Raw genomic sequence first — 22,277 nt, 5'->3', positions numbered from 1 at the left:
CAAATTAACGGGCACATGTCAAGCGCGCAAACACCCTCTTGCCGTCAGTAACGACAAGCAGAACGAGATATATTGATGTTCATTCCACCTGTGCGGTTATCAGGCTGGACTTTTTTCCGCAATGTCAAAAAAGGCCTGCCGCAACGAAAGTGTTATTGAGCCGGGGTGCCCATTGGCTATGGGATCACCGTCGATGGTCACGATTGGCATGGCAATAGTCGTCGCCGAACTGATGAATGCTTCGCGAGCCGTCTTGGCCTCGGCAACGGAAAATCCACGCTCCTCGATCTTCAGGCCAAGTTTCGCCGCGACTTCGAACATGGTGGTGCGCGTGATTCCGCGCAGAATGCCATGTTCGGCCGGCCTGGTGACCAGAACCCCATCCCTGGTAACGATCCAGGCGTTCGACGAGCCACCTTCCTTGACGTTGCCATCCGTGTCCACGAACCAGGCTTCCTGAGCGCCGGCCTCCTTGGCCTTCTGCTTGGCCAATACATTGGGCAGCAGCCCGGTGCTCTTGATGTCGACACGGTCCCAGCGGTTCTCGGGTACGGTGATGACGGCGATACCAGTCTCAGCCCGTTTCGTGCCGGCGGCAGGATCCGCCTTCCTGGCGGTCACCACCAAGGCCGGCTTCGTGTCCGCCGCCGGAAAGACGAAATCGCGGCTGGCGACACCGCGCGTCACCTGAACATAGACCAGACCGTTGACGACACGATTACGGTTGACCACCTCGCGCAGGATCAGCGGCAACACATTGCGTGTCACCGGCCAGGTGATCGACAGTTCGGTCAGTGAGCGGTTCAGCCGGGCAAGGTGCCGCGGCATGTCGACGATGAAGCCGCGCGCCACCTCGCAGACCTCATAGACGCCATCGGCGAATTGATAGCCGCGATCCTCGATATGCACGGAAGCGTCGGCATGAGCGACGTAGCGCCCGTTGACATAGGCAATGCGCGGCATTGGCGACCCCTGGAAAATTCTCGGGCTTTCTTATGCGATTCCGCCGCCGCCGTAACCGGCAAATGCTTGGCCCAGGCGCGTCTGACGGACGCCGCGCGTCAGACGCCCAGCGACTTCAGCTTGCGATGCAAGGCGGAGCGCTCCATGCCGATGAACTCGGCCGTCTTCGAGATGTTGCCGCCGAACCGGTTGATCTGGGCGATCAAGTAGTCCTTTTCGAACTGCTCTCGTGCCTCGCGCAGGGGAAGCGCCATAATGTGCTGGTCCGACTGGTTGGGCGTGCGCGGCATGACATCGCCGATTTCGGACGGCAGCAGATCCGCGGTGATCGGCGCGTCGACGTCCTCGCCGCGCGCCAGGATCATCAGCCGCTCGACATTGTTGCGCAGCTGACGCACGTTGCCCGGCCAGTTGTGCGCCTGCAGCACGGCCAGCGCGTCGTCGCCGATACGCCGCGGCTTGATGCCGGCCTGGCGGGCGATCTGCTTCATGAAATTGTCGACGAGATAGGGAATGTCCTCGCGCCGCTCGGCCAGCCCCGGCACCATGACCGGAACCACGGCGAGACGGTGGTAAAGATCCTCGCGGAAGCGCCCGTCGGCGATCATCGCCTCCAAGTTCTGCGAGGTCGAGGAAATGATGCGGACATCGACCTTGACCCGCTTTGTGCCGCCCACCCGCTCGAACTGCTGTTCGACCAGAACGCGCAAAATCTTGTTCTGCGTCTCGCGCGGCATGTCGGCCACTTCGTCGATGTAAAGAATGCCGCGATGGGCTTCCTCCAGCGCTCCCACCTTGCGTTCGACCCCGTTCGATTCGGTGCCGAACAGTTCGATCTCCATGCGTTCGGGCGTGATGTTGGCGGCGCTCAGCGTCACGAAGGGCGCGCCCTTGCGGGTCGACAGCGTATGGATGGCGCGGGCCGCCAGTTCCTTGCCCGAGCCGGAGGGACCAATAATCATCACGCGGCTGTTGGTCGGCGCGACGCGCTCGATGGTCTGGCGCAACTGGCTCATCGCCGACGACATGCCGATCAGGTCGAAGGTCTCGCCGCTGCGCAGCTTGAGGTCGGAAACCTCGCGGCGCAATTTCGAGGTCTCGAGCGCACGTTCGGCAATGAGGATCAGCCTGTCGGCCTTGAATGGCTTCTCGATGAAGTCATACGCGCCGCGACGGATGGCGGAAACCGCAGTTTCGATGTTGCCGTGGCCTGAAATCATCACCACGGGTAGGTTCGGGTGCATGGTCTTGATCTCGTCCAGCAACGCCAATCCGTCCAGGCGCGAGCCTTGCAGCCAGATGTCCAGGAAGATCAGCCTCGGCGCTCGATCGGCGATGGCCGCCAGTGCGCTGTCGGCATCGAATGCCGTGCGGGTTTCGTGACCCTCGTCGCTCAGGATGCCTGCGACGAGTTCCCGGATGTCTTCCTCGTCATCGACGATGAGAATATCAGACGCCATTATCGACCTTTTCAGTTTCTCTTTCGTGGTCCGCCCTGCTTTCGCCGCGCGGCAGCGCGGCGGCCGCGGGCGGCAGGATGACGCTGATCATCGCGCCGCGCCCGCCGTGAAAATCCGCAGGTGCATCATGGAGCTCCAGCCTGCCGCCATGGTCCTCCACGATCTTCTTGACGATAGCGAGACCAAGCCCGGTGCCCTTTTCACGTGTGGTCATATAAGGCTCCAGCAACCGTTGGCGATTCTCGCGCGGCAGGCCTTTGCCGTTGTCGATGACGTCGATGCGAATCGCGCCATTCTGACGCCCGGCTTGAATCCGGATTATGCCGTGCGAACCGTCCTTCTGTTCCAGTCCGTCGATCGCTTCAGCCGCATTCTTGATCACATTGCCGAAGGCCTGGGCCATCAACCGGCTGTCGAAAGTGCCCTTGAGCGGCTCATTGCCGAATATCCGCTCGAACGTGATATCGGCGCGGCTGACTTCGACCAGGAAGGAAGCTTCGCGCAGTGATTCGCGCAGGTCGATGGCCTTCATCTCGGGCTTTGGCATGCGCGCGAAAGCCGAGAACTCGTCGACCATGCGGCCGATGTCCTCCACCTGCCGGATGATGGTGTCGGTACACTGGTCGAAAACTTCGCGGTCTTCGGTGATGACCTTGCCATAGCGGCGCTTGATACGCTCTGCGGAAAGCTGGATCGGGGTCAGTGGATTCTTGATCTCGTGGGCAATGCGTCGCGCCACGTCGGCCCAGGCGGATGAACGCTGGGCCTGAACCAGATCAGTGATGTCATCCACCGTCACGACATAGGATTTTTCTTCAGAGCCGTCGTCGCCGGCCTCGATGGTGACTTGCACATTGAAGGTCCGCTCGGCGCCGGCGCGATAGAAAGTCACCTGCTCGCGGTAGACCGGCTTGCCGGACTTGCGTCCGATCTCGAAGACACGGCCGACATGCGGCAGGATCGCGGAAAGGTTTTGCCCAAGTGCCGCGCTGGCGGAAATGGCCAGCATCGATTCGGCAGACCGATTGACGATGGTGATGATGCCGTAAGGGTCGACGCCGATGACGCCGGCGGTGACACCGGCAAGCACGGCTTCCGAAAAACGCCGCCTCTCGTCGATCAGGTCCTTCGCCGACAGGATCTCGTTGCGCTGTGATTTGAGCTCCAGCAGCATCTTGTTGAAGGTATCGCCGAGCGAGGCGACATCGCCATCGGACGGCCGCACCGGCACCGCGACATCGAGATTGCCGGTCGCGACTTCATCGGCGGCGCCGATCAGCTGACGGATTGGCCGCACCAGTCGGTCGGCGACGGCTATGCCGGTCCAGATCGCCGACAGGATAATGATCAGGGTCAACGACAGGTAGGGCAGCGCAAATGCCACTTGCGAGGTGCGCCTGTTGTCCTCGAGATTGCGATACTCGTCGGTGTTGGACCTGACGATCTGCCGCGCCTTGATCACCTCTGGGTCGACCAGACGGATGGTGTAGAGATAGAGGCCCTCGATCTCACGCAACTTGACGATGGCGCCCATGATGTTGCGCGTGCGCGGCTCGATCAGGACCGGCTTGCCGTCGGTGGCAGTGGCAACCGCGCCTTCCGGCGGTTCCGGCATGGCGAAATCGGCATCGGTCTTGGCGCTCATGACGAAGGAGCCGTCGGGCTTGATCAGCGCGGCGTGCGCCAGCGAGCGGCCTACGGCTTCCTTGTTCATGAGATCGAGAAAGCCGGTGCGATCGAGGCCATAAAGCGAGCGGGAGGCATCGAGATCGTAGGCCATCGACAATGTCGTGCCCTGCAGGTTGCGCGCGTTCTCCTGCACATAGGCGTCGGCGATCGAGAGTGAAGAATTGACGATTGTCTTGGTGCGAATCTCAAACCAGCGATCAAGGCCGATATCGAGTGTGATCGAGGCGATGATCGCCACCATGATGGCGGGAATGGCGGCAACCAGCGCGAACATGGCAACGATGCGCACATGCAGGCGCGAAGCCGCCTTGCCATGGCGGCGGGCCATGACGATGCGATGCACCTCGCGCCCGACCAGCGCAATCAGGAAGACCACGAAGGCGGCGTTGAGTGCGATCAGCGCCCATGTTGCCTTGGCGTCCGGCGCAATCGGCGTCGCTCCGACCAGTATGGCGAACGAAATGGCCGCCATGGCCAGGGCGCCGACGACCGCGATCACGCCGGGCAGCGCCAGCAGCCGGCGTCCGTCGCGCGCGCCGGGTTCGCTGAAAAGCGGTTGGTTGAGTACAGGTGTCTGCGGAGCCATGTCGCCGTGTAGAGCCAGTGATTGCATCCGATCTATGCAACGCATTGTGGCGATTATGCAACAAGTGTGACGGCGACGGGACTCTTTCCCCGTTCGGTCCCCTGAAAAGATCGTGTGCCCGGCGCCGGCTCAGGTCTGGCGGGATGACTTGTAGACGTTGACGCCCAATTCGCGAATCTTCTTGCGCAAGGTGTTGCGGTTGAGGCCCAAGAGCTCCGCGGCCTTGATCTGGTTGCCGCGGGTTGCCGTCATCGAAGCCAGCACCAACGGATATTCGACTTCGGACAGAATGCGCTCGTAGAGACCGGCGGGCGGCAATTCGCCCGCGAAGGAGGAGAAATAGCGCTGCAGGAAGTGCTCCACTGCCTGGCCAATGGAAAGATCGTCGGGAATGAGGTTGCCGGCGCCTGGTACCACCGGGCGCTCACCTGTCTTGAGCTCCGCCTCGATGATCTCGGCGGAAATCTCGTCCTGCGAATAAAGCGCGGCAAGCCTGCGAACGAGATTTTCCAGTTCGCGCACATTGCCTGGCCATGGATAGCGCTTCATCAGTTCGATGCCGCCGGAAGAGATACGCTTGGTCTGCAGCCCCTCCATTTCGCCAAGCTTAAAGAAATGGCGCACCAGATCGGGCACATCCTCGGAGCGCTCGCGCAGCGCCGGCAACCTGAGCGGCACGACGTTGAGGCGATAGAAAAGGTCTTCGCGGAAGAGGCCCTGGTTGATCAGCGTGCGCAGGTCCTTGTTGGTGGCAGCGACGATGCGCACATCGGTCTTGATCGGCGTGCGGCCGCCGACCGTCGTGTACTCGCCCTGCTGCAGGACGCGCAGCAGGCGCGTCTGCGCCTCCATCGGCATGTCGCCTATCTCGTCGAGGAACAGCGTGCCGCCCTCTGCCTGCTCGAAGCGGCCGGTCGAGCGGTTCTGCGCTCCGGTGAACGCGCCCTTCTCGTGGCCGAACAATTCCGATTCGATCAGGTCGCGCGGGATCGCCGCCATGTTGATGGCAACGAATGGACCGCCACGGCGGCGTCCATACTCATGCAGCGCGCGCGCCACCAGTTCCTTGCCGGTGCCCGATTCGCCCGAGATCATGACCGTCAGGTCGGTCTGCATCATGCGCGCCAGCATGCGGTAGATGTCCTGCATGGCGGCCGAACGGCCGACCAGCGGCATTGTCTCGGGCTGCTCTTCTTGCCGGGCATCGATCTTCGGCCGCCGGGGCTCGGATAGCGCGCGATTGACGATGTTGAGGAGTTCGGTCAGGTCGAAGGGCTTCGGCAGATATTCGTAGGCGCCCGTCTCGGAAGCGCGGATCGCCGTCATGAAGGTGTTCTGGGCGCTCATGACGATGACGGGCAGTTCCGGCCGCGCCTTCTTGATGCGCGGCAGCATGTCGAAAGCGTTCTCGTCCGGCATCACGACGTCGGTGATGACGAGGTCACCCTCGCCTGCCGCCACCCAACGCCACAGGGTCGAGGCGTTGGAGGTGACGCGCACCTCGTGACCGACACGCGACAGGGCCTGATTGAGTACGGTGCGGATCGCCGCATCGTCGTCGGCGACGAGAATATTGCCGCGAACCGTCATTTGCGGTCTCCTTCGCCGTCTTGATCGGCGCCCAGCGCCGTTTCTTTCCAGGCTGGCATCAGGACCCGGAACGTTGTCGCGCGCGGCGTCGAATCGCATTCGATGATGCCGCCATGTTCGCCGACGATCTTGGCCACCAGCGCCAGCCCCAGCCCCGAGCCGTTCGGCTTGGTGGTGATGAAGGGATCGAACAGGATCGGCAGGATATCTTCCGAGACGCCGGAACCATTGTCGCGCACGCAGAACTCCAGCGGCAGCGATACGCGGTCCTGCGTGCCCGGGACCGAAACCCGAATACCGGGCCGGAAGGCGGTGGACAGCACGATTTCGCCCTGCGGATCGCTGCCGATTGCCTCGGCGGCGTTCTTGATCAGGTTGAGAAACACCTGGATCAGCTGGTCGCGGTTGGCGAATACCGGAGGCAACGAAGGATCATAATCCTCCAATATCTTGATTTTCTTCGCGAAACCATTCTTTGCGATCGCTTTCACGTGATCGAGCACGACGTGGATGTTAACGGGATAGCGATCGATCGGCCGCTCGTCGGAAAACACCTCCATACGGTCGACCAGCGAGACGATGCGGTCCGTCTCGTCGGTGATCAGCCGCGTCAGCGCGCGATCCTCATCGGATGCGGACAGTTCGAGCAGCTGGGCAGCACCCCTGATACCGGAGAGCGGGTTCTTGATCTCATGCGCCAGCATCGCCGCCAGGCCGGTCACCGATCGCGCGGCGCCGCGATGCGTCATCTGCCGGTCGATCTTGTCGGCCATCGACCGCTCCTGGAACATGACGACGACGGAGCCCGGAAATTCCGGCACCGGCGCGACATAGAGATCGACGACCTTTTCGATGCCGAGGCGCGGTGACGAGACGTCGACCCGATACTCGTTGACGGGCGCGCGGCGCTCGCGCACCTGGTCGACCAGCGTCAGCAACGGGCTGCCGAAGGGTATCAGCTTGGACAGGGTGTTGCGCGCCAGCATGGTCGCGCTGGAGCGAAAGAAATCCTCGGCATCGGCGTTGGCGAAGGTGATAAAGCCTTCCTCGCTGAGCATGATCACCGGGCGGCGGATCGTGTTCAGCACGATCTGGGCGGCATCGGCCATTTCGGTGCCCTGGCCAGCGGTGGCGGTCATGCGGCGCTCCGCAGGTTCAAGGTTTGCGGATCGCGCGAAAACACATCGCGCAGCAAGGTAATGACGCGAGCCGGCTCGAGCGCGGTCATTATCGCTTTTCTACTCTCGCCAGCGACACCGCCGGCATGTCGATCGAGATACCAGCCCAGATGCTTGCGCGCCTGCCGCAGGCCGCTCTCGATGCCGTAAAGCGCCAGTATGTCCTCGTAATGGGCGACGACATAGTCGGCGAGCCCTTGCGGGGTCTCGGGAATGCCGGATGAAAATGTCCCGCCGGCAGCCGCAGCGATGCTGCCGGCGACCCACGGCGCGCCATAATGGGCGCGGCCGACCATCACTGCGTCGGCGCCGGACTGTTCGAGAATGACCGAGGCTTCAGCCTGGGAGCAGACATCGCCATTGGCGACGACCGGGATGGAAACGGCCTCCTTGACGCGAGCGATGGCGCGCCAATCCGCCTTGCCCTGGTAGAACTGGCAGCGTGTACGACCGTGAACCGTGACCATCCTGACGCCCGCCTGCTCGGCACGGCGGGCCAGGACGGGAGCGTTAAGTGCGGCGTCGTCCCAACCCAGTCGCATCTTGACCGTCACCGGCACCTTGACGGCGGCGACAACGGCCTCGATCAGCGAGAGCGCGTGGTCGAGGTCCAGCATCAATGCCGAGCCGGCATAGCCACCGGTGACCTTCTTGGCCGGACAGCCCATATTGATGTCGATGATGTCGGCGCCCTCGCCGGCGGCGATCCGTGCGCCTTCAGCCATATGCCTGGCTTCGCGGCCGGCAAGCTGCACCATATGGACGGGCAGGCCGGAATGACGAATGCGCAGGTCGCAGCCGGCCCTGCCCTTGGCGAGTTCGCCGCTGGCCACCATTTCGGACACGACCAGACCGGCGCCATGCGCATGGGCGCGCTGTCTGAACGCCTCGTCCGTAATCCCGGACATCGGCGCGAGGAAGACGCGGTTGCGGATTCTCACGCCGCCGACGTCGAGAGGCGCGGCCAATCTGATCAAGTTAACCATGCACAAAAACCAAGCATGTCCATCCGTTGCACATTCTCTAGCCAGATCGAGAGAAATGTGCAACGCGGAATGACGCCACATTAAGGCGCAATTGGGAAAATGCTGGCCTTCGGCCTTAGCCGCGACTAGGACCAGACTGAATGACTGGCGCAACTGAAAATCAGGCTCCGGATCCGAGTGGCAAAGTCGCGGTGGTTATCGTCGCGGCTGGTCGCGGCGCGCGTGCCGGACAGACTGATGGCCCGAAGCAATATCAACGAATTGGCGGACGTGCCGTCATCGCTCGTGTCATAGATATTTTTCTGGCGCACCCGCTTATCGGCCGGATCGTCGTGGCCATTCATGCCGAGGACCAGGAGCTTTTTCGGCAAGCAGTCGGCACCGATGCCGATCGGGTGACGGCAATCGCCGGAGGCGCAACCAGACAGGATTCGGTTCGGCTCGGGCTGCACGCGCTAAGAAGCTACGCGCCGGACAAGGTCCTCATCCACGACGCCGCGCGCCCCTTTGTCGACATGGATCTGATCGACCGCACCATCGCGGCCATCGGCGAGGGCGAAGGCGCGCTTCCCGCCTTGCCCGTTGCCGACACGCTGAAACGCGAATCGGCCACCGGCATGGTCGGCGAAACAGTCCCCAGGAGCGGGCTGCACGCGGCGCAAACGCCGCAAGGCTTTCCCTTCCTCGCGATCATGACGATGCATGAGGAAGCCTATAACAGAGGCAAAACCGACTTTACCGACGACGCGTCGATCGCTGAATGGATGCAAATGCCGGTGAAGCTCGTTCCCGGCTCGCCGGACAATGTCAAACTCACATGGGCACGGGACATCGCCATGGCGCATCAGCGACTTTCCAGCGAGCGGGCACACTTTCCCGACATCCGCACCGGCAATGGCTATGACGTCCATGCCTTCGAGCCCGGCAACCATGTCACGCTCTGCGGCGTCGCCATTCCGCACGACAGAAAATTGTCGGGCCATTCCGACGCCGATGTCGGCCTGCATGCCCTGACCGACGCGCTGCTGGCGACTTGCGGGGCCGGCGACATCGGCACGCACTTCCCGCCTTCCGATCCGCAGTGGAAAGGTGCTGCGTCGCGGTTATTCGTCGAACATGCGGCAAGGCTGGTGCGCGAGCGCGGCGGGCGCATCGCCAATGCCGACATCACGCTGATCTGCGAGGCACCGCGTGTCGGCCCGCACCGCGAGGCGATGACGGCGGTCCTTTCCCAGATGCTAGGCATTTCCGCCGACCGCATCTCGATCAAGGCGACAACCAACGAGAAGCTCGGCTTCGTCGGCCGCGAGGAAGGCATCGCGGCGATCGCAACCGCCAGCGTGGTGTTTCCCGGCGAGGTTCCGGAATGACCAACAGCGACCTGGCAATCGCCCTGTTTGAGGCCTGCCGGGAGCGCGGCATCATGCTGGCGACCGCGGAAAGCTGCACCGGCGGCATGATCATTGCCGCGCTGACCGAAATTGCCGGCTCTTCGGCCGTGGTCGATCGCGGCTTCATCACCTATTCCAATGAAGCCAAGATGGACATGCTCGGCGTGCGCGCCGCCACGCTTGACGCGCATGGCGCGGTTTCTCGCGAGACAGCGATCGAAATGGCAGCCGGCGCGCTCGCCCGTTCACACGCCGGGCTGACCCTGGCCGTCACCGGCATTGCCGGTCCGGGTGGCGGTTCTAGGGAAAAGCCGGTCGGGCTGGTCTGGTTCGGCGTTGCGGTGAACGGCCAGCCGGTGACGGCTGAATACAAGCTGTTTGCCGACAATGGCCGAAACTTCATCCGCCGGGAAACGGTCAACCATGCACTCGAGCTCGGCTTGCAGGCGCTTGGCGCGAGTCAGGACGCCGGTGTCTTGCCGTAGATGACGTCGGCGCGTTTTTCGAAAGCCTCGGCGAACATGCGGAAGGCACGGTCGAACATCGTGCCCATCAGCGCACCCAGGATGCGGCTCTTGAATTCATAGTCGATGAAGAAGCGCACGGTACAACCGGCACCGTCTGGCTCGAAACGCCAGACATTGCTCAGATATTTGAACGGGCCATCAATGTATTTCACATCGATTGCGTTGTCTTCGGGCTTGAGCAGCACCTGCGTCGTGAAGGTCTCCCGGATCGCCTTGTAGCCGATGCTCATATCGGCCACGAGGATGGTGCGTCCGTCACGCTCCTTGCGCGAGCGGACCGTCAGCGCTTCGCAAAGCGGCAGGAATTGCGGGTACGTCTCGATGTCGGCGACCAGCGCGAACATCTGCTCAGGCGTGTGGGCGACGCGGCGGGTGGCTTCGAATTTCGGCATGAAACCGGCCCTAAAGCACGTCGCGTCGAAACGGAGTCATGCGACGCGCTTCAGAGTCTTTGTCGTTATGCACGTCGTTCTCCCAAAACCGAGGTCACTTTTGGGCGACATGCATTAGAGCGCTTTCATGAGCTGCGCTTCGCGCGCCGCGCGCAGCCGGGCGAAATCGTCGCCGGCGTGATGCGACGAGCGCGTCAGCGGGCTCGATGCCACCAGCAGGAAACCCTTGGTCCTGCCGATCGTCTCGAAGGACTTGAATTCCTCGGGCGTGACGAAGCGGATCACCGGATGGTGCTTTTTCGACGGTTGCAGGTATTGGCCGATAGTCATGAAGTCGACATTGGCCGAGCGCAGATCATCCATCAACTGCAGGATTTCATTCCGCTCCTCGCCCAGACCCACCATGATGCCGGACTTGGTGAAAATCGACGGATCGAGTTCCTTGACCCGCTGCAGCAGCCGGATCGAGTGGAAATAGCGGGCGCCTGGCCGGACCTTCAGATAATTCGACGGCACAGTTTCGAGATTATGGTTGAAGACGTCGGGCCTGGCCGCCACGACGATCTCCAGCGCCCCGTCCTTGCGCAGGAAATCCGGCGTCAGGATTTCGATCGTCGTCAGAGGCGTTGCCGCCCGAATCTCACGGATGACATCGGCGAAGTGCTGCGCACCGCCATCGGCGAGGTCGTCCCGGTCAACCGAGGTGATGACGACATGGGTAAGGCCCATCTGCTTGACGGCATGCGCGACCCGGGCCGGCTCGTCGGGATCGAGCGCGGTCGGGATGCCGGTGGCGACATTGCAGAAGGCGCAGGCGCGCGTACAGATCTCGCCCATGATCATGAAGGTGGCGTGCTTCTTTTCCCAGCACTCACCGATATTCGGGCAACCGGCCTCTTCGCATACGGTCACCAGCTTGTGCGATTTCACGATCTCGCGTGTCTCGGCATAACCTTTCGAAACCGGCGCCTTGACGCGGATCCAGTCCGGCTTGCGCAACACCTCCTGGTCGGGCTTGTGCGCTTTCTCGGGATGCCGCAGCCGCGGCGCGTTGGCGATCGTGTCGAGGACAGTGACCATCTGAACCCTGGCTTTTCTCGCGACCGCTCGTCGGCGATCGTCACTTTCACGTCATCTAGGACTTTTCAACACAAAGAAAAAGGCTGCGGCGGCGCATGCCGCCACAGCCGTTTTCGCATAGCCGGAGCGATATCGATTAACGGCGCACCAGACGACCGACCCAGATCAACAGGCAGGCACCGATAAAGCCGGTGATCAGATAGGCGGTCCAGCCGACGCCGAACACGCCGATGTTGAGCGCCTGCAGGATGGCATTCAGCACCACAGCGCCAACGATGCCCATGATAATATTCATGAATATGCCGGTGTTGCTCTTCATAACCATTTCGGCCAACCAGCCTGCCAGGCCGCCGATGATGATGGCTGCGATCCAGCCCACGCCGTTCAAGTGCATATGCCTTCTCCTTGCGCGAGTAAAAATGCATCCGGAAACGAACTGCCTCGCCGTCGCAATCTCGCGACTTTCGAAGCTGAGTCTCCTGCGGCGAATCTATCATGCGTTCAAGGCGCGGCCATAGGCGTCGAGCACGCTTTCCTTCATCATCTCCGACAGCGTCGGATGAGGGAAGATCGTGTGCATCAGCTCTTCCTCGGTCGTTTCGAGGTTCATCGCCACGACAAAGCCCTGGATCAATTCGGTGACTTCGGCGCCGACCATATGCGCTCCGAGCAGCTGACCGGTCTTCTTGTCGAAGATGGTCTTGATGAAGCCTTGGTCCTCGCCAAGCGCGATCGCCTTGCCGTTGGCGGCGAACTGGAAGCGGCCGACGCGGATGTCCTTGCCTTCGGCCTTGGCCTTGGCTTCCGTCAGGCCAACCGAGGCGACCTGCGGATTGCAGTAGGTGCAACCGGGGATCTTGAGCTTGTCTATGGCGTGAACACCGGGGAAATTCGCGATCTTCTCGACGCACACGACGCCCTCGTGCTCGGCCTTGTGGGCAAGCATCGGCGGGCCGGCGACATCGCCGATGGCGTAAATGCCAGGCACATTAGTCTTGCCGTAACCGTCGATGACGACGCAACCGCGATCGGTTTTCACGCCGAGTGCTTCAAGGCCGAGGCCCTCGATATTGCCCTGGACGCCGACGGCGGAGATCATGCGGTCGGCTGATATCTTCTCGACCTTGCCGTCCTTCATCTCGACATGCGCGGTGACCGAGTTAGCCCCCTTCTCGACCTTGGTCACCTTGGCTTCGAGGATAATCTTCATGCCTTGCTTCTCGAACTGCTTTTGCGCGAACTTCGAGACTTCTGCGTCCTCGACAGGCATCACGGCCGGCAGCAGCTCGACGACTGTCACATCCGCGCCCATGGTGCGGTAGAAGGAGGCGAATTCGATGCCGATGGCGCCCGAACCCATCACCAGCAGCGACTTCGGCATCTCCTTGGGCACCATGGCTTCGAAATAGGTCCAGATCAGCTTGCCATCCGGCTCGATGCCGGGCAGTGCGCGCGGCCGGGCGCCGGTCGCCAGGATGATGTGCTTGGCGGCGTAGGTGCCCTCGCCCTTGACGCCTTTCGGCACCGGCGGCTGCGGTTCCATCGGCTTCTTGGCCGTCTTGGAAACAACGATCTCACCCAATTTATCACCGGAAGGAGGCCTCGATAGCTTGGCCTCACCCCAGATAACGTCGACCTTGTTCTTCTTCATCAGGAAGGCAACGCCGCCATTGAGCCGCAGTGACACTTTCCGCGACCGATCGACCACTGCCGCCGTGTCGGCGCTGACCTTGCCGTCCAGCTTCAGGCCATAGTCCTTCAGGTGATCCGAATAGTGCATGATCTCGGCCGAACGCAGCAGCGCCTTGGTCGGGATGCAACCCCAGTTCAGGCAGATGCCGCCGAGATGCTCGCGCTCGACGATCGCCGTCCTGAAGCCGAGCTGGGCGGAACGCACCGCCGTGACATAGCCGCCGGGACCGGAGCCGATGATGATGACGTCGTAGTTCTCAGCCACGGTTTTTCTCCTTCAATCACAATTCCAGCATGACGCGCACGACCGAAGTCAGCGCCTCGCCGATGTTTCGCGTGTTTTCGGCGTCGAGGTGGACACCGTCGAGAGGTGTGGTTTGCGCCACGGTGGCTGCATCGAAGAAGCCGCAGCCGGCTTCGTCGGCAAGCGTCGAATACTGCCCTGCGAGCTGCGCCGAGGCGTCATCGCCGCCGGCAAACATCTCCTTGAAATCGGCATTCTCGGTGCGGCTTACAACAGGTGGCGAAACGATCAGTATCTGCGGCGCCGGCCAGTCGAACGGATAGTCGTGGCCACGCACGATGTCGATCAGCCGCTGGATGCCTTGCTTGGCCGCAACCGGGTTGCCATGGATCCATGGCTTCATGTCGTTGGCACCGAGCATGATGACAATCAGGTCGATCGGCGCATGCGTCGTCAGCACCGTCGGCAGCAGCCGCGCACCGTTGCGTTCGGCTCCGGCCAGATGATCGTCGAAGGCGGTGGTGCGGCCGTTGAGGCCGTCGGCGATAACCTGAACGCCTTCGCCGAGGCCAGCTTGCAGCACGCTTGGCCAGCGATCCTCGAGCGCATGACGCCCGCCTTCGGCATTGTAACCCCATGTCAGCGAGTCGCCGTAACAAAGAACCGTCTTCATCCGTTCAACCCGCCTCTATGTCGGCCACACCGCGCTTCACGCGCCAGCGCACGAACAACCAATGGATGATGATCGTCACCAGGCCCGGCAGACCGAGACCGGCAACCACCGGCATGTCTTTCCTGACCACCGCGGCGCTGCTGTCGCTGTAGAGGATCAGCGCGACCAAGAGGAGGAGCAGCGCCACAAATACAATCAGCGTCCACTTTCCCGCCGTCGCCACGGCCGCGACCGGATCGTTCGTCAATTGCGCGACGAAGAAGACGAAGGTGACGACAAAAGTCACCAGCACCGAGAACATGAAGACGATGATGTATTCTTCCTCGGCGCCGGTGGCGAGGGCCAACCATTGCGCGATCAGCCCCCCGGCCAACCCGGAAATGAGAAAGGCAAAAAGGCTGGTGAAGAATATTCGCACAGCCTTTTCCTTCCTAGACCAGCATGCCCATCGGATTTTCGATCAGCTTCTTGAAGGCGACCAGCAGTTCGGCCCCCAGGGCTCCGTCGACGGCGCGATGATCGGTCGACAGCGTCACCGACATCACCGTGGCTATTTTGATCTCGCCGTTCTTGACCACCGCCCGCTCCTCGCCGGCGCCGACCGCCAGGATCGTCGCATGCGGCGGGTTGATCACCGCGGCAAAATCCTTGATGCCGAACATGCCGAGATTGGAGACCGCCGTCGTACCACCCTGATACTCCTCGGGCTTCAGCTTGCGGCTGCGGGCGCGGCTGGCCAAATCCTTCATCTCGTTGGAGATGACGGACAGCGTCTTTTCGTCCGCATGCCGGATGATCGGCGTGATCAGGCCACCGGGGATCGACACGGCAACGCCGACATCGGCATGCTTGTGCTTGACCATGGCGCTCTCGGTCCAGGAGGCATTGGCATCCGGCACCGCCTTTAGCGCCATGGCCATCGCCTTGATCACCATGTCGTTGACCGACAGCTTGTAGGCAGGCGCCTCACCCTTGTCGGTCTTCTTCACCGGCGCGGCGGCATTGAGTTGCGTGCGCAGGGCCAGCAGCGCATCGAGTTCGCAGTCGAGCGTCAGGTAGAAATGCGGGATGGTGGTTTTGGCTTCGACCAGGCGCCGCGCGATGGTCTTGCGCATGTTGTCATGCGCAATGAGTTCGTAGGAGCCTTCCTCGAACAGCTTCAGCACCTGGTCGTCCGACATTGGCTTCACCGCCGGCGCGGCGGCTGGTGCGCCAGCCGGAGCCTTGGCGGCGGGCGCTGCCTCGGCACCACCGCCGGCGATCGCGGCATCCACGTCTGCTTTCACCACCCGGCCATGCGGGCCGGTGCCGGATATGGCTGAAAGGGTGAGGCCCGCCTCCTTGGCGATGCGGCGTGCGAGCGGCGATGCAAAGGTGCGGTCGCCAGCCGCCTGACCATCGGCAGTGGCTGGAGCTGCCGAGGCAGGCTCGAGCTTCGACGCCTCGGTCTTTGGTGTCTCGGCCTTTGATGCCTCGGGCTGCGGCGCTTCAGCCTTGGCGGCTTCCTTCGCCGGTGCGGCATCGCCACCGCTTTTGGCGGCAGCCCCCGCATCCTCGCCTTCGGCGGCAAGCACGGCGATCAGCGCGTTGACCTTGACGCCTTCGGTTCCGGCCGGCACGACGAGCTTGGCAACCGTACCCTCATCGACAGCCTCGACCTCCATCGTCGCCTTGTCGGTCTCGATCTCGGCGATGACATCGCCCGGCGAAACCTTGTCGCCTTCCTTGACCAGCCATTTTGACAGATTGCCTTCTTCCATCGTGGGCGACAGGGCCGGCATGGTGATGTTGATAGGCATCGCTCACTCCTGGATGAATTTGAAAAGGCCACGCATGACGGTCAGCGTGGCGACAATGAACACGGGTGGCAAGACACCGAAATGGTAGCTGCCCTTGCCCATCTCGAGGACCATCATGCTGCCGGTCTGGTCGACCTTTGCGGAAGCAGTTGCCACAATAGCAAGAACCAGCGACGCGGCACCGCTGAGCATCAACAAAACCGCATCGAACTTCCCGGTCATCGATCGCACGAAAAATGCGACCACGACAGTGGGAACAATGATGGCTGCCAACGTCCAGAAAGACAGCATCCGCATTGCTCCCTAGCGATATGTGACCGCCTTAACCGCCTCGATGACCTCGCCGACATTCGGCAATGCCAGCTTTTCGAGGTTGGCCGCATAGGGCATCGGCACGTCCTTGCCGGCAATGGTGATGACCGGCGCGTCGAGGAAATCGAAGGCGCGTTGCGAGACCTGGTTGGCGATATGGTCGCCGACCGAATTCTGCGGGTAGCCTTCTTCGACCACGACCAGCCGGTTGGTTTTCTTGACCGAGGCGATGACGGTGTCGAGATCGAGTGGACGGATGGTCCTGAGGTCGATGATCTCGGCATCGATGCCCATGCCGCGCAGCTCGGCTTCAGCCTTGACGGCATAGGTCATGCCGATGCCGAAGGAGACGATGGTGACATCCTTGCCTGCCTTGTGGATGCGCGCCTTGCCGATCGGCAGCACGAAATCATCCAGCTTCGGCACGTCGAAGGATTGGCCGTAGAGGATCTCATTCTCGAGGAAGATAATCGGGTTCGGATCGCGGATCGCCGCCTTGAGCAAGCCCTTGGCGTCGGCCGCCGTATATGGCATCACGACCTTCAAGCCCGGAATGTGGCTGTACCAGGCGGCATAGCACTGCGAGTGCTGCGCGGCGACACGGGCCGCCGCGCCGTTCGGCCCCCGGAACACGATCGGCGCGCCCATCTGGCCGCCCGACATATAGAGCGTCTTGGCAGCCGAATTGATGATCTGGTCGATCGCCTGCATGGCGAAGTTGAAGGTCATGAACTCGACGATCGGCTTCAGCCCAGCCATCGCCGCACCGACGCCAACGCCGGCAAAACCATGTTCGGTAATCGGCGTGTCGACGACGCGACGCGGCCCGAATTCCTGCAGCAGGCCTTGCGTGATCTTGTAGGCGCCCTGGTATTCGGCGACTTCCTCGCCCATCACGAAGACATCGCCGTCGCGGCGCATTTCCTCCGCCATGGCATCGCGCAACGCCTCGCGCACCGTGGTCGAGACCATCTCGGTGCCGGCAGGAATATCGGGATCGGCGGCGATTTCCATTTTCGGTGCGGCCGCGACGGGTGCGGCGGCTGGCTTTGCCACCTCCGCCTTGTCCTCGGCCGGCGCTTCCGCCATTGCCGGTGCTTCCGCCTTGGCGGGAGCCGCGGACTTGCCGACATCGGCCGCGCTCTCGCCGTCCTGCAGCAGAACGGCGATCGGCGTGTTGACCTTGACGCCTTCGGTGCCGGCGGCGATCAGGATCTTGCCCAACGTGCCTTCATCGACGGCTTCGACTTCCATCGTCGCCTTGTCGGTTTCGATTTCGGCGAGCACGTCACCGGCGACGACCTTGTCGCCCTCATTCTTCAACCATTTGGAAAGATTGCCCTCTTCCATGGTCGGCGAGAGCGCGGGCATGAGAATTTCGATCGGCATGTCCTGGCCCTCCCTTACAATACGATATCGGTCCAGAGCTCGGACGGATCCGGCTCGGCGTCGTGCTGGGCAAATTCGGCGGCGTCGGCGACGATGTCGCGAACCTCCTTGTCGACGGTCTTGAGTTCGTCCTCGGTTGCCCACTTTTTCTCGATGAGCCGCGCCTTGACCTGCTCGATCGGATCATGATCGGAGCGCATCTTCTGGACTTCTTCCTTGGAGCGGTATTTCGCCGGGTCGGACATCGAGTGGCCGCGATAGCGGTAGGTCTGCATTTCGAGAATGATGGGTCCGTTGCCGGCACGGCACCACTCGGTAGCCAAATCGCCGGCCGCCTTCACCGCACGCACGTCCATGCCGTCGACCTGGATGCCCGGAATCTTGAACGAGGCGCCGCGATGCGAAAAATTGGTTTCCGCCGACGAGCGCGAAACCGATGTGCCCATGGCGTAGCGGTTGTTCTCGATGATGTAGATCACCGGCAGCTTCCACAGCGAGGCCATGTTGAAGCTCTCATAGACCTGACCTTGGTTGGCGGCGCCGTCGCCGAAATAGGTCAGCGAGACATTGTTGTTGTCGCGGTAGCGGTTGGCGAAGGCCAGGCCGGTGCCGAGCGACACCTGCGCGCCGACAATGCCGTGACCGCCATAGAAATGCTTTTCCTTGGAGAACATGTGCATGGAGCCACCCTTGCCCCTTGAAAGGCCGCCGCGGCGTCCGGTCAGCTCGGCCATCACGCCCCGCGGCGACAGCTCCATCGCCAGCATGTGGCCGTGGTCGCGATAGGCTGTGATCATCTGGTCGCCGTCGATCAGCGCCATCTTCATGCCGGTGACCACGGCTTCCTGGCCGATATAGAGATGGCAGAAGCCGCCAATGAAGCCCATGCCGTAGAGCTGGCCGGCCTTTTCCTCGAAGCGGCGAATGAGCAGCATGTGCCGGTAGGCGGCAAGCTCTTCGTCCTTGGTGAAGTCAGCAGGCTTGGGTGCCGACAGACCGGATTTGCCGTCGGATTTCGATTTGGCAGGCGCTTTTCTGGCTGCGTTGGCCATGCATCACTCCCTGTTGGCGTCTCTTTGCGGACACTGGAGCAAGGTCAACCTGCTCCGGGGAGATCGCCCCTCCCCTTCGATTTATGGGAGGCTAACACGTAGAAAGGCGTTCCGCCATGTCGAAATTGCATAGCTGGCATGCGCCTAAGCGGTTAAAATCATTGAAATATTGGCGATTAACCGAAAATTGGTTACTTCGCCGAAACCGGCAGCATGATGGTGATCTCATCAGGTTGGGATAGATTGAGCGCTTTGCGCGCCTGCTCGTCGAGCATGTCCTTCTCCAGCGTGCCATCATGCATGAGCTTGACGCGCCGTTCGAGCTCCGTCCTGCGCGCCTTGATCGCAACGAGCTGACCCTGCAGCGCGACCGTCTCGGCCTCCAGCTTGTATTTGGAATTGATGCCGAATTCGCCATGATAGGCATGAAAGCCGAAATAGGCCAGGAACGCCACGCAGAGCGAGGGAATGATCAGCCGGCCGGTGTTTCTCTGCTTGTGCTGACGCGTCCACATGACCGATTCCCCGTGGCCGCGAACTCAGACGGCTCGAAGCCTTTTTCGCCTGATTGTGCTTAACGGACGGTTACGGGAGGCCGCCCAGTCGGGCCTGAAATGAAAAAGGGCGGGATGTCCCGCCCTCTCCATATCGACAATGTGCGGCCGGATCAGCTCTTGATCACCGACTTGCCGGCGTAACGCGCCTGCTTGCCGAGTTCTTCCTCGATGCGGATCAACTGGTTGTATTTGGCCATGCGGTCGGAGCGCGACAGCGAGCCGGTCTTGATCTGTCCGCAATTGGTGGCGACGGCAAGATCGGCGATGGTCGAATCCTCGGTCTCGCCCGAACGATGCGACATGACGGCCGTGTAGGCTGCCTTGTGCGCGGTCTCGACCGCGTCGAGTGTCTCGGTCAGCGAGCCAATCTGGTTGACCTTGACCAGTATCGAATTGGCGACACCCATGCGGATGCCATCGCGCAGGCGCGCCGTGTTGGTGACGAAGAGATCGTCGCCGACAAGCTGCGTCTTCTTGCCGGTCAGGTCGGTCAGGTATTTCCAGCCTTCCCAGTCATCCTCGGCGAGGCCGTCCTCGATCGAGATGATCGGATAATCGGCGGCGAGCTTGGCGAGGTACTTGGCCTGCGCCTTGGGGTCGCGCGTCTTCTTCTCGCCCTCATAGACATAGTTGCCGTCCTTGAAGAACTCGGTCGCGGCGCAATCGAGGCCGAGCGCGATCTCTTCGCCCGGCTTGAATCCGGCCTTTTCGATCGATTCCATGATGAAGTCGAGCGCCACCGGCGCGCTCTTCAGGTTCGGCGCGAAGCCGCCCTCGTCACCGACATTGGTGTTGTGGCCGGCATCTTTCAGCTTCTTGCGCAGTGTGTGGAAGATTTCCGAACCCCAGCGTACGCCTTCGCGCAGCGTCGGCGCGCCGACCGGCAGGATCATGAATTCCTGGAAGTCGATCGGATTGTCGGCATGCGCGCCGCCATTGATGATGTTCATCATCGGCACCGGCAGGACATGCGCCTTGGTGCCGCCGACATAGCGATAGAGCGGCAGGCCGGCGGCATCGGCCGCGGCTTTCGCGACCGCCAGCGAAACGCCCAGAATGGCGTTGGCGCCGAGTCGGCTCTTGTTGGGCGTGCCGTCAAGCTCGATCATCGTCTGATCGATATGGATCTGGTTTTCGGCTTCCATGCCGCCGATCGCCTCGAACAGTTCGCCATTGACCGCCTCGACGGCCTTCAGCACACCCTTGCCGAGATAGCGGGCGCCGCCGTCGCGAAGTTCGACGGCTTCGTGGGCGCCGGTCGACGCGCCCGACGGCACAGCGGCGCGGCCCATCGAACCGTCTTCGAGAACGACATCGACCTCGACGGTCGGGTTTCCACGGCTGTCCAGGATTTCACGCCCGACAATATCGATGATGGCGGTCATTACGATGTCCTCGATTGATCTGGAGAAAGGGGTCGCGCCCGTCTTAGCCAAAGCGACGCAAAAGGCAATCGGGCCCTGGCCGAATATTGCCGTTCGCTCGATTCACGAAGCGCAAGTTTCTGTCATCATAAGTCATGCCACCACACGCGCATTCCAGGTTATGGATGTTGTCGCGCGGGGCGAAACAGGAGGAGTTTCGCCATGTCTGAGTTGAGCGGTATCGTCAGTCTGTTCCTGATCGCCGCGGCGTTCCTGACGTCATGCGACAATCAGCAGTCACCGCCAAAAGCCTTTGCGCCTTTGGCGGCTTCGCACATCAGCGAGTAGCGTTGCCTTGAATCGAAAAGGGGGCCGTCGAAACGACCCCCTTTTTCGATCGTGGCGTCAATGCCAATAGGGCCTGACTTTGTAATACCGATAGGACTCGTCGCGCGCGCTCTCGCCATCCGCGCCGGCCAGTTCGTTGATCGAATGGGCAGGCGCTGCCTTCAGCTGTTCCTTGGTGAAGGGTACGACATAGCCGCCTCTTGCCTCATCATAGTCGAGGCTTGCCCAAGGAATGGCGTGGTACTTCTCGCTAATGCCGAGAAAGCCACCGAAACCGATCACCGCGAACATGATGCCATTCGACGTCTTGTCGAGCATGACATCCTCGATGCTGCCGATGCTGTCGCCTTGGGTGTTGTAGACGGTAGTGCCGATGACTCGCGAAGCGGCAATGGCTTCGGTGTGGCCTGTCTGGGTAGTCATTATCGTACTCCTCGTTGTCGTTGATCTCTGCCTGACAATGAGGGGCGCGGGCGAAAGTTCCCGACTTTTTGGTGGCTGCCTGATCACTCAGCGAGGATGAAAGTCACCTTCATGTTGACGCGATAGGCCGTGATCTTGCCGTCCTCGACAACGATCTTCTGGTCCTGGATCCAGGCGCCCTCGACGTTCTTCAGGGTCTTCGAGGCGCGCGCAATTCCCTGCTCGATGGCGTCCTGAAAGCTCTTGCTGGACGACGAGGTGATTTCGGTGACGCGGGCGACAGACATTGGCTTCCTCCTGCCAAAACGCTCATTTGCAGGACAAAGCGTATAACCGGGGCTTGTTCGCTACAAGGCGGCGGCTTTTCAGCCCTTTGCGATCCTGTCGAAGGCCATCAGCCTTTCCAGCAGTGCCGGCATGTCTTTCAGCGGCACCATGTTGGGACCATCGGAAGAGGTCGAATTGTCGGGGTCCTGATGGGTCTCGATAAAGACGCCGGCAACGCCGACGGCAACGGCCGCGCGGGCCAGCGTCTCGACAAAGCGGCGCTCCCCGCCAGACGACCCGCCCTGCCCGCCCGGC

The 22,277-nt window shown here is 61.8% G+C and carries 23 protein-coding genes and 1 pseudogene; 3 read left to right on the top strand and 21 right to left on the bottom strand.

From position 1 onward, the window contains the following. Window positions 1-99 precede the first annotated feature (99 nt). The 6 genes from FJ434_RS00120 to dusB all read right to left on the bottom strand — a co-directional run bounded on the left by FJ434_RS00120 (window position 100) and on the right by dusB (window position 8,452). Complete coding sequence (locus tag FJ434_RS00120) at window positions 100-963, bottom strand: D-amino-acid transaminase (RefSeq protein ID WP_140505276.1); 864 nt, start codon at window positions 961-963, stop codon at window positions 100-102. 98 nt (window positions 964-1,061) lie between these two features. After that, the gene (locus FJ434_RS00115) at window positions 1,062-2,423 is read right to left on the bottom strand and encodes a sigma-54 dependent transcriptional regulator (RefSeq protein ID WP_027142744.1); all 1,362 of its coding nucleotides are present in this window, start codon (window positions 2,421-2,423) and stop codon (window positions 1,062-1,064) included. Continuing rightward, window positions 2,413-4,698: a PAS domain-containing sensor histidine kinase gene (locus tag FJ434_RS00110; RefSeq protein WP_181166015.1), complete on the bottom strand. Its 2,286-nt coding sequence runs from the start codon at window positions 4,696-4,698 to the stop codon at window positions 2,413-2,415. Before FJ434_RS00110 ends, FJ434_RS00115 begins: the two co-directional genes overlap by 11 nt. Before the next feature lie 129 nt (window positions 4,699-4,827). Beyond that, window positions 4,828-6,288 (bottom strand): nitrogen regulation protein NR(I), encoded by a 1,461-nt coding sequence (gene ntrC, locus FJ434_RS00105; RefSeq protein ID WP_140750397.1) that lies wholly within the window; start codon window positions 6,286-6,288, stop codon window positions 4,828-4,830. Further along, the gene (locus tag FJ434_RS00100; RefSeq protein ID WP_027142747.1) at window positions 6,285-7,427 is read right to left on the bottom strand and encodes a nitrogen regulation protein NR(II); all 1,143 of its coding nucleotides are present in this window, start codon (window positions 7,425-7,427) and stop codon (window positions 6,285-6,287) included. The genes ntrC and FJ434_RS00100 overlap by 4 nt, the downstream gene beginning before the upstream one ends. After that, entirely contained in the window at window positions 7,424-8,452 is a 1,029-nt protein-coding gene (dusB, locus tag FJ434_RS00095) for a tRNA dihydrouridine synthase DusB (protein WP_140750399.1), read from the bottom strand. Before dusB ends, FJ434_RS00100 begins: the two co-directional genes overlap by 4 nt. A 140-nt stretch (window positions 8,453-8,592) precedes the next feature. On the opposite strand from dusB, the gene FJ434_RS00090 reads away from it, so the two are divergent. Together FJ434_RS00090 and FJ434_RS00085 are read left to right on the top strand one after the other, a co-directional pair. After that, window positions 8,593-9,822 carry a bifunctional 2-C-methyl-D-erythritol 4-phosphate cytidylyltransferase/2-C-methyl-D-erythritol 2,4-cyclodiphosphate synthase gene (locus tag FJ434_RS00090; RefSeq protein ID WP_140750401.1) on the top strand — a complete coding sequence of 410 codons (1,230 nt, stop codon included), beginning with the start codon at window positions 8,593-8,595 and terminating at the stop codon, window positions 9,820-9,822. Beyond that, on the top strand, window positions 9,819-10,328 hold the full coding sequence (locus FJ434_RS00085; protein ID WP_140750403.1) for a CinA family protein: 510 nt from the start codon (window positions 9,819-9,821) through the stop codon (window positions 10,326-10,328). The genes FJ434_RS00090 and FJ434_RS00085 overlap by 4 nt, the downstream gene beginning before the upstream one ends. Here FJ434_RS00085 and FJ434_RS00080 read toward each other — a convergent pair. The 12 genes from FJ434_RS00080 to eno all read right to left on the bottom strand — a co-directional run bounded on the left by FJ434_RS00080 (window position 10,304) and on the right by eno (window position 20,945). Next, entirely contained in the window at window positions 10,304-10,762 is a 459-nt protein-coding gene (locus FJ434_RS00080) for a type II toxin-antitoxin system RatA family toxin (protein WP_140750405.1), read from the bottom strand. The two genes, FJ434_RS00085 and FJ434_RS00080, sit on opposite strands and share 25 nt — an antisense overlap. A 114-nt stretch (window positions 10,763-10,876) precedes the next feature. Next, window positions 10,877-11,842, bottom strand: a complete 966-nt coding sequence (gene lipA, locus FJ434_RS00075; protein WP_140750407.1) for a lipoyl synthase — start codon at window positions 11,840-11,842, stop codon at window positions 10,877-10,879. A 136-nt stretch (window positions 11,843-11,978) separates the two neighbouring features. Continuing rightward, window positions 11,979-12,236, bottom strand: a complete 258-nt coding sequence (locus FJ434_RS00070; protein WP_027142753.1) for a GlsB/YeaQ/YmgE family stress response membrane protein — start codon at window positions 12,234-12,236, stop codon at window positions 11,979-11,981. Window positions 12,237-12,335: 99 nt separating this feature from the next. Next, window positions 12,336-13,799 (bottom strand): dihydrolipoyl dehydrogenase, encoded by a 1,464-nt coding sequence (gene lpdA / locus FJ434_RS00065; protein ID WP_140750409.1) that lies wholly within the window; start codon window positions 13,797-13,799, stop codon window positions 12,336-12,338. 16 nt (window positions 13,800-13,815) lie between these two features. Continuing rightward, the gene (locus tag FJ434_RS00060; RefSeq protein ID WP_140750412.1) at window positions 13,816-14,451 is read right to left on the bottom strand and encodes an SGNH/GDSL hydrolase family protein; all 636 of its coding nucleotides are present in this window, start codon (window positions 14,449-14,451) and stop codon (window positions 13,816-13,818) included. 4 nt (window positions 14,452-14,455) lie between these two features. Beyond that, window positions 14,456-14,869 (bottom strand): hypothetical protein, encoded by a 414-nt coding sequence (locus tag FJ434_RS00055; RefSeq protein ID WP_140750414.1) that lies wholly within the window; start codon window positions 14,867-14,869, stop codon window positions 14,456-14,458. Between the two features lie 13 nt (window positions 14,870-14,882). Further along, window positions 14,883-16,250 carry a pyruvate dehydrogenase complex dihydrolipoamide acetyltransferase gene (locus FJ434_RS00050; RefSeq protein WP_140505260.1) on the bottom strand — a complete coding sequence of 456 codons (1,368 nt, stop codon included), beginning with the start codon at window positions 16,248-16,250 and terminating at the stop codon, window positions 14,883-14,885. A gap of 3 nt (window positions 16,251-16,253) precedes the next feature. Further along, on the bottom strand, window positions 16,254-16,541 hold the full coding sequence (locus FJ434_RS00045; protein WP_140505258.1) for a hypothetical protein: 288 nt from the start codon (window positions 16,539-16,541) through the stop codon (window positions 16,254-16,256). A 12-nt stretch (window positions 16,542-16,553) separates the two neighbouring features. After that, on the bottom strand, window positions 16,554-17,951 hold the full coding sequence (locus FJ434_RS00040; RefSeq protein WP_140750416.1) for a pyruvate dehydrogenase complex E1 component subunit beta: 1,398 nt from the start codon (window positions 17,949-17,951) through the stop codon (window positions 16,554-16,556). A 14-nt stretch (window positions 17,952-17,965) separates the two neighbouring features. Further along, window positions 17,966-19,003, bottom strand: a complete 1,038-nt coding sequence (pdhA, locus tag FJ434_RS00035; protein WP_027146759.1) for a pyruvate dehydrogenase (acetyl-transferring) E1 component subunit alpha — start codon at window positions 19,001-19,003, stop codon at window positions 17,966-17,968. A gap of 191 nt (window positions 19,004-19,194) precedes the next feature. Beyond that, window positions 19,195-19,518, bottom strand: a complete 324-nt coding sequence (locus FJ434_RS00030; RefSeq protein WP_140711520.1) for a septum formation initiator family protein — start codon at window positions 19,516-19,518, stop codon at window positions 19,195-19,197. 152 nt (window positions 19,519-19,670) lie between these two features. After that, on the bottom strand, window positions 19,671-20,945 hold the full coding sequence (eno, locus tag FJ434_RS00025) for a phosphopyruvate hydratase (protein ID WP_140505252.1): 1,275 nt from the start codon (window positions 20,943-20,945) through the stop codon (window positions 19,671-19,673). A 201-nt stretch (window positions 20,946-21,146) separates the two neighbouring features. On the opposite strand from eno, the gene FJ434_RS30430 reads away from it, so the two are divergent. After that, the gene (locus tag FJ434_RS30430) at window positions 21,147-21,272 is read left to right on the top strand and encodes a hypothetical protein (RefSeq protein ID WP_084636826.1); all 126 of its coding nucleotides are present in this window, start codon (window positions 21,147-21,149) and stop codon (window positions 21,270-21,272) included. Window positions 21,273-21,329: 57 nt separating this feature from the next. Here FJ434_RS30430 and FJ434_RS00015 read toward each other — a convergent pair whose 3' ends face one another. The 3 genes and pseudogenes from FJ434_RS00015 to FJ434_RS00005 form a co-directional block, all read right to left on the bottom strand. Beyond that, a complete protein-coding gene (locus tag FJ434_RS00015; protein ID WP_140711519.1) occupies window positions 21,330-21,695 on the bottom strand; it encodes a PRC-barrel domain-containing protein in 366 nt (121 codons plus the stop codon). A gap of 83 nt (window positions 21,696-21,778) precedes the next feature. Then, the gene (locus FJ434_RS00010; RefSeq protein ID WP_027145611.1) at window positions 21,779-21,982 is read right to left on the bottom strand and encodes a dodecin family protein; all 204 of its coding nucleotides are present in this window, start codon (window positions 21,980-21,982) and stop codon (window positions 21,779-21,781) included. 78 nt (window positions 21,983-22,060) lie between these two features. After that, window positions 22,061-22,277, bottom strand: a pseudogene (locus tag FJ434_RS00005) (3-deoxy-8-phosphooctulonate synthase); the annotation flags it as partial.

Origin of the sequence: Mesorhizobium sp. B2-5-13, assembly GCF_006440535.1 — a bacterium.
GTDB lineage: Bacteria > Pseudomonadota > Alphaproteobacteria > Rhizobiales > Rhizobiaceae > Mesorhizobium > Mesorhizobium salmacidum.
The sequence above is the reverse complement of the archived record's forward strand: the minus strand, read 5'-3'. Positions and strand labels throughout refer to the sequence as shown.

Excerpts from the sequence above, each read along its gene's own strand:
- FJ434_RS00120 (WP_140505276.1), bottom strand. The coding sequence starts at position 963 with ATGCCGCGCATTGCCTATGTCAACGGGCGCTACGTCGCTCATGCCGAC.
- FJ434_RS00115 (WP_027142744.1), bottom strand. The coding sequence starts at position 2,423 with ATGGCGTCTGATATTCTCATCGTCGATGACGAGGAAGACATCCGGGAA.
- FJ434_RS00110 (WP_181166015.1), bottom strand. The coding sequence starts at position 4,698 with ATGGCTCCGCAGACACCTGTACTCAACCAACCGCTTTTCAGCGAACCC.
- ntrC (WP_140750397.1), bottom strand. The coding sequence starts at position 6,288 with ATGACGGTTCGCGGCAATATTCTCGTCGCCGACGACGATGCGGCGATC.
- FJ434_RS00100 (WP_027142747.1), bottom strand. The coding sequence starts at position 7,427 with ATGACCGCCACCGCTGGCCAGGGCACCGAAATGGCCGATGCCGCCCAG.
- dusB (WP_140750399.1), bottom strand. The coding sequence starts at position 8,452 with ATGGTTAACTTGATCAGATTGGCCGCGCCTCTCGACGTCGGCGGCGTG.
- FJ434_RS00090 (WP_140750401.1), top strand. The coding sequence starts at position 8,593 with ATGACTGGCGCAACTGAAAATCAGGCTCCGGATCCGAGTGGCAAAGTC.
- FJ434_RS00085 (WP_140750403.1), top strand. The coding sequence starts at position 9,819 with ATGACCAACAGCGACCTGGCAATCGCCCTGTTTGAGGCCTGCCGGGAG.
- FJ434_RS00080 (WP_140750405.1), bottom strand. The coding sequence starts at position 10,762 with ATGCCGAAATTCGAAGCCACCCGCCGCGTCGCCCACACGCCTGAGCAG.
- lipA (WP_140750407.1), bottom strand. The coding sequence starts at position 11,842 with ATGGTCACTGTCCTCGACACGATCGCCAACGCGCCGCGGCTGCGGCAT.
- FJ434_RS00070 (WP_027142753.1), bottom strand. The coding sequence starts at position 12,236 with ATGCACTTGAACGGCGTGGGCTGGATCGCAGCCATCATCATCGGCGGC.
- FJ434_RS00060 (WP_140750412.1), bottom strand. The coding sequence starts at position 14,451 with ATGAAGACGGTTCTTTGTTACGGCGACTCGCTGACATGGGGTTACAAT.
- FJ434_RS00050 (WP_140505260.1), bottom strand. The coding sequence starts at position 16,250 with ATGCCTATCAACATCACCATGCCGGCCCTGTCGCCCACGATGGAAGAA.
- FJ434_RS00045 (WP_140505258.1), bottom strand. The coding sequence starts at position 16,541 with ATGCTGTCTTTCTGGACGTTGGCAGCCATCATTGTTCCCACTGTCGTG.
- FJ434_RS00040 (WP_140750416.1), bottom strand. The coding sequence starts at position 17,951 with ATGCCGATCGAAATTCTCATGCCCGCGCTCTCGCCGACCATGGAAGAG.
- pdhA (WP_027146759.1), bottom strand. The coding sequence starts at position 19,003 with ATGGCCAACGCAGCCAGAAAAGCGCCTGCCAAATCGAAATCCGACGGC.
- FJ434_RS00030 (WP_140711520.1), bottom strand. The coding sequence starts at position 19,518 with ATGTGGACGCGTCAGCACAAGCAGAGAAACACCGGCCGGCTGATCATT.
- eno (WP_140505252.1), bottom strand. The coding sequence starts at position 20,945 with ATGACCGCCATCATCGATATTGTCGGGCGTGAAATCCTGGACAGCCGT.
- FJ434_RS30430 (WP_084636826.1), top strand. The coding sequence starts at position 21,147 with ATGTCTGAGTTGAGCGGTATCGTCAGTCTGTTCCTGATCGCCGCGGCG.
- FJ434_RS00015 (WP_140711519.1), bottom strand. The coding sequence starts at position 21,695 with ATGACTACCCAGACAGGCCACACCGAAGCCATTGCCGCTTCGCGAGTC.
- FJ434_RS00010 (WP_027145611.1), bottom strand. The coding sequence starts at position 21,982 with ATGTCTGTCGCCCGCGTCACCGAAATCACCTCGTCGTCCAGCAAGAGC.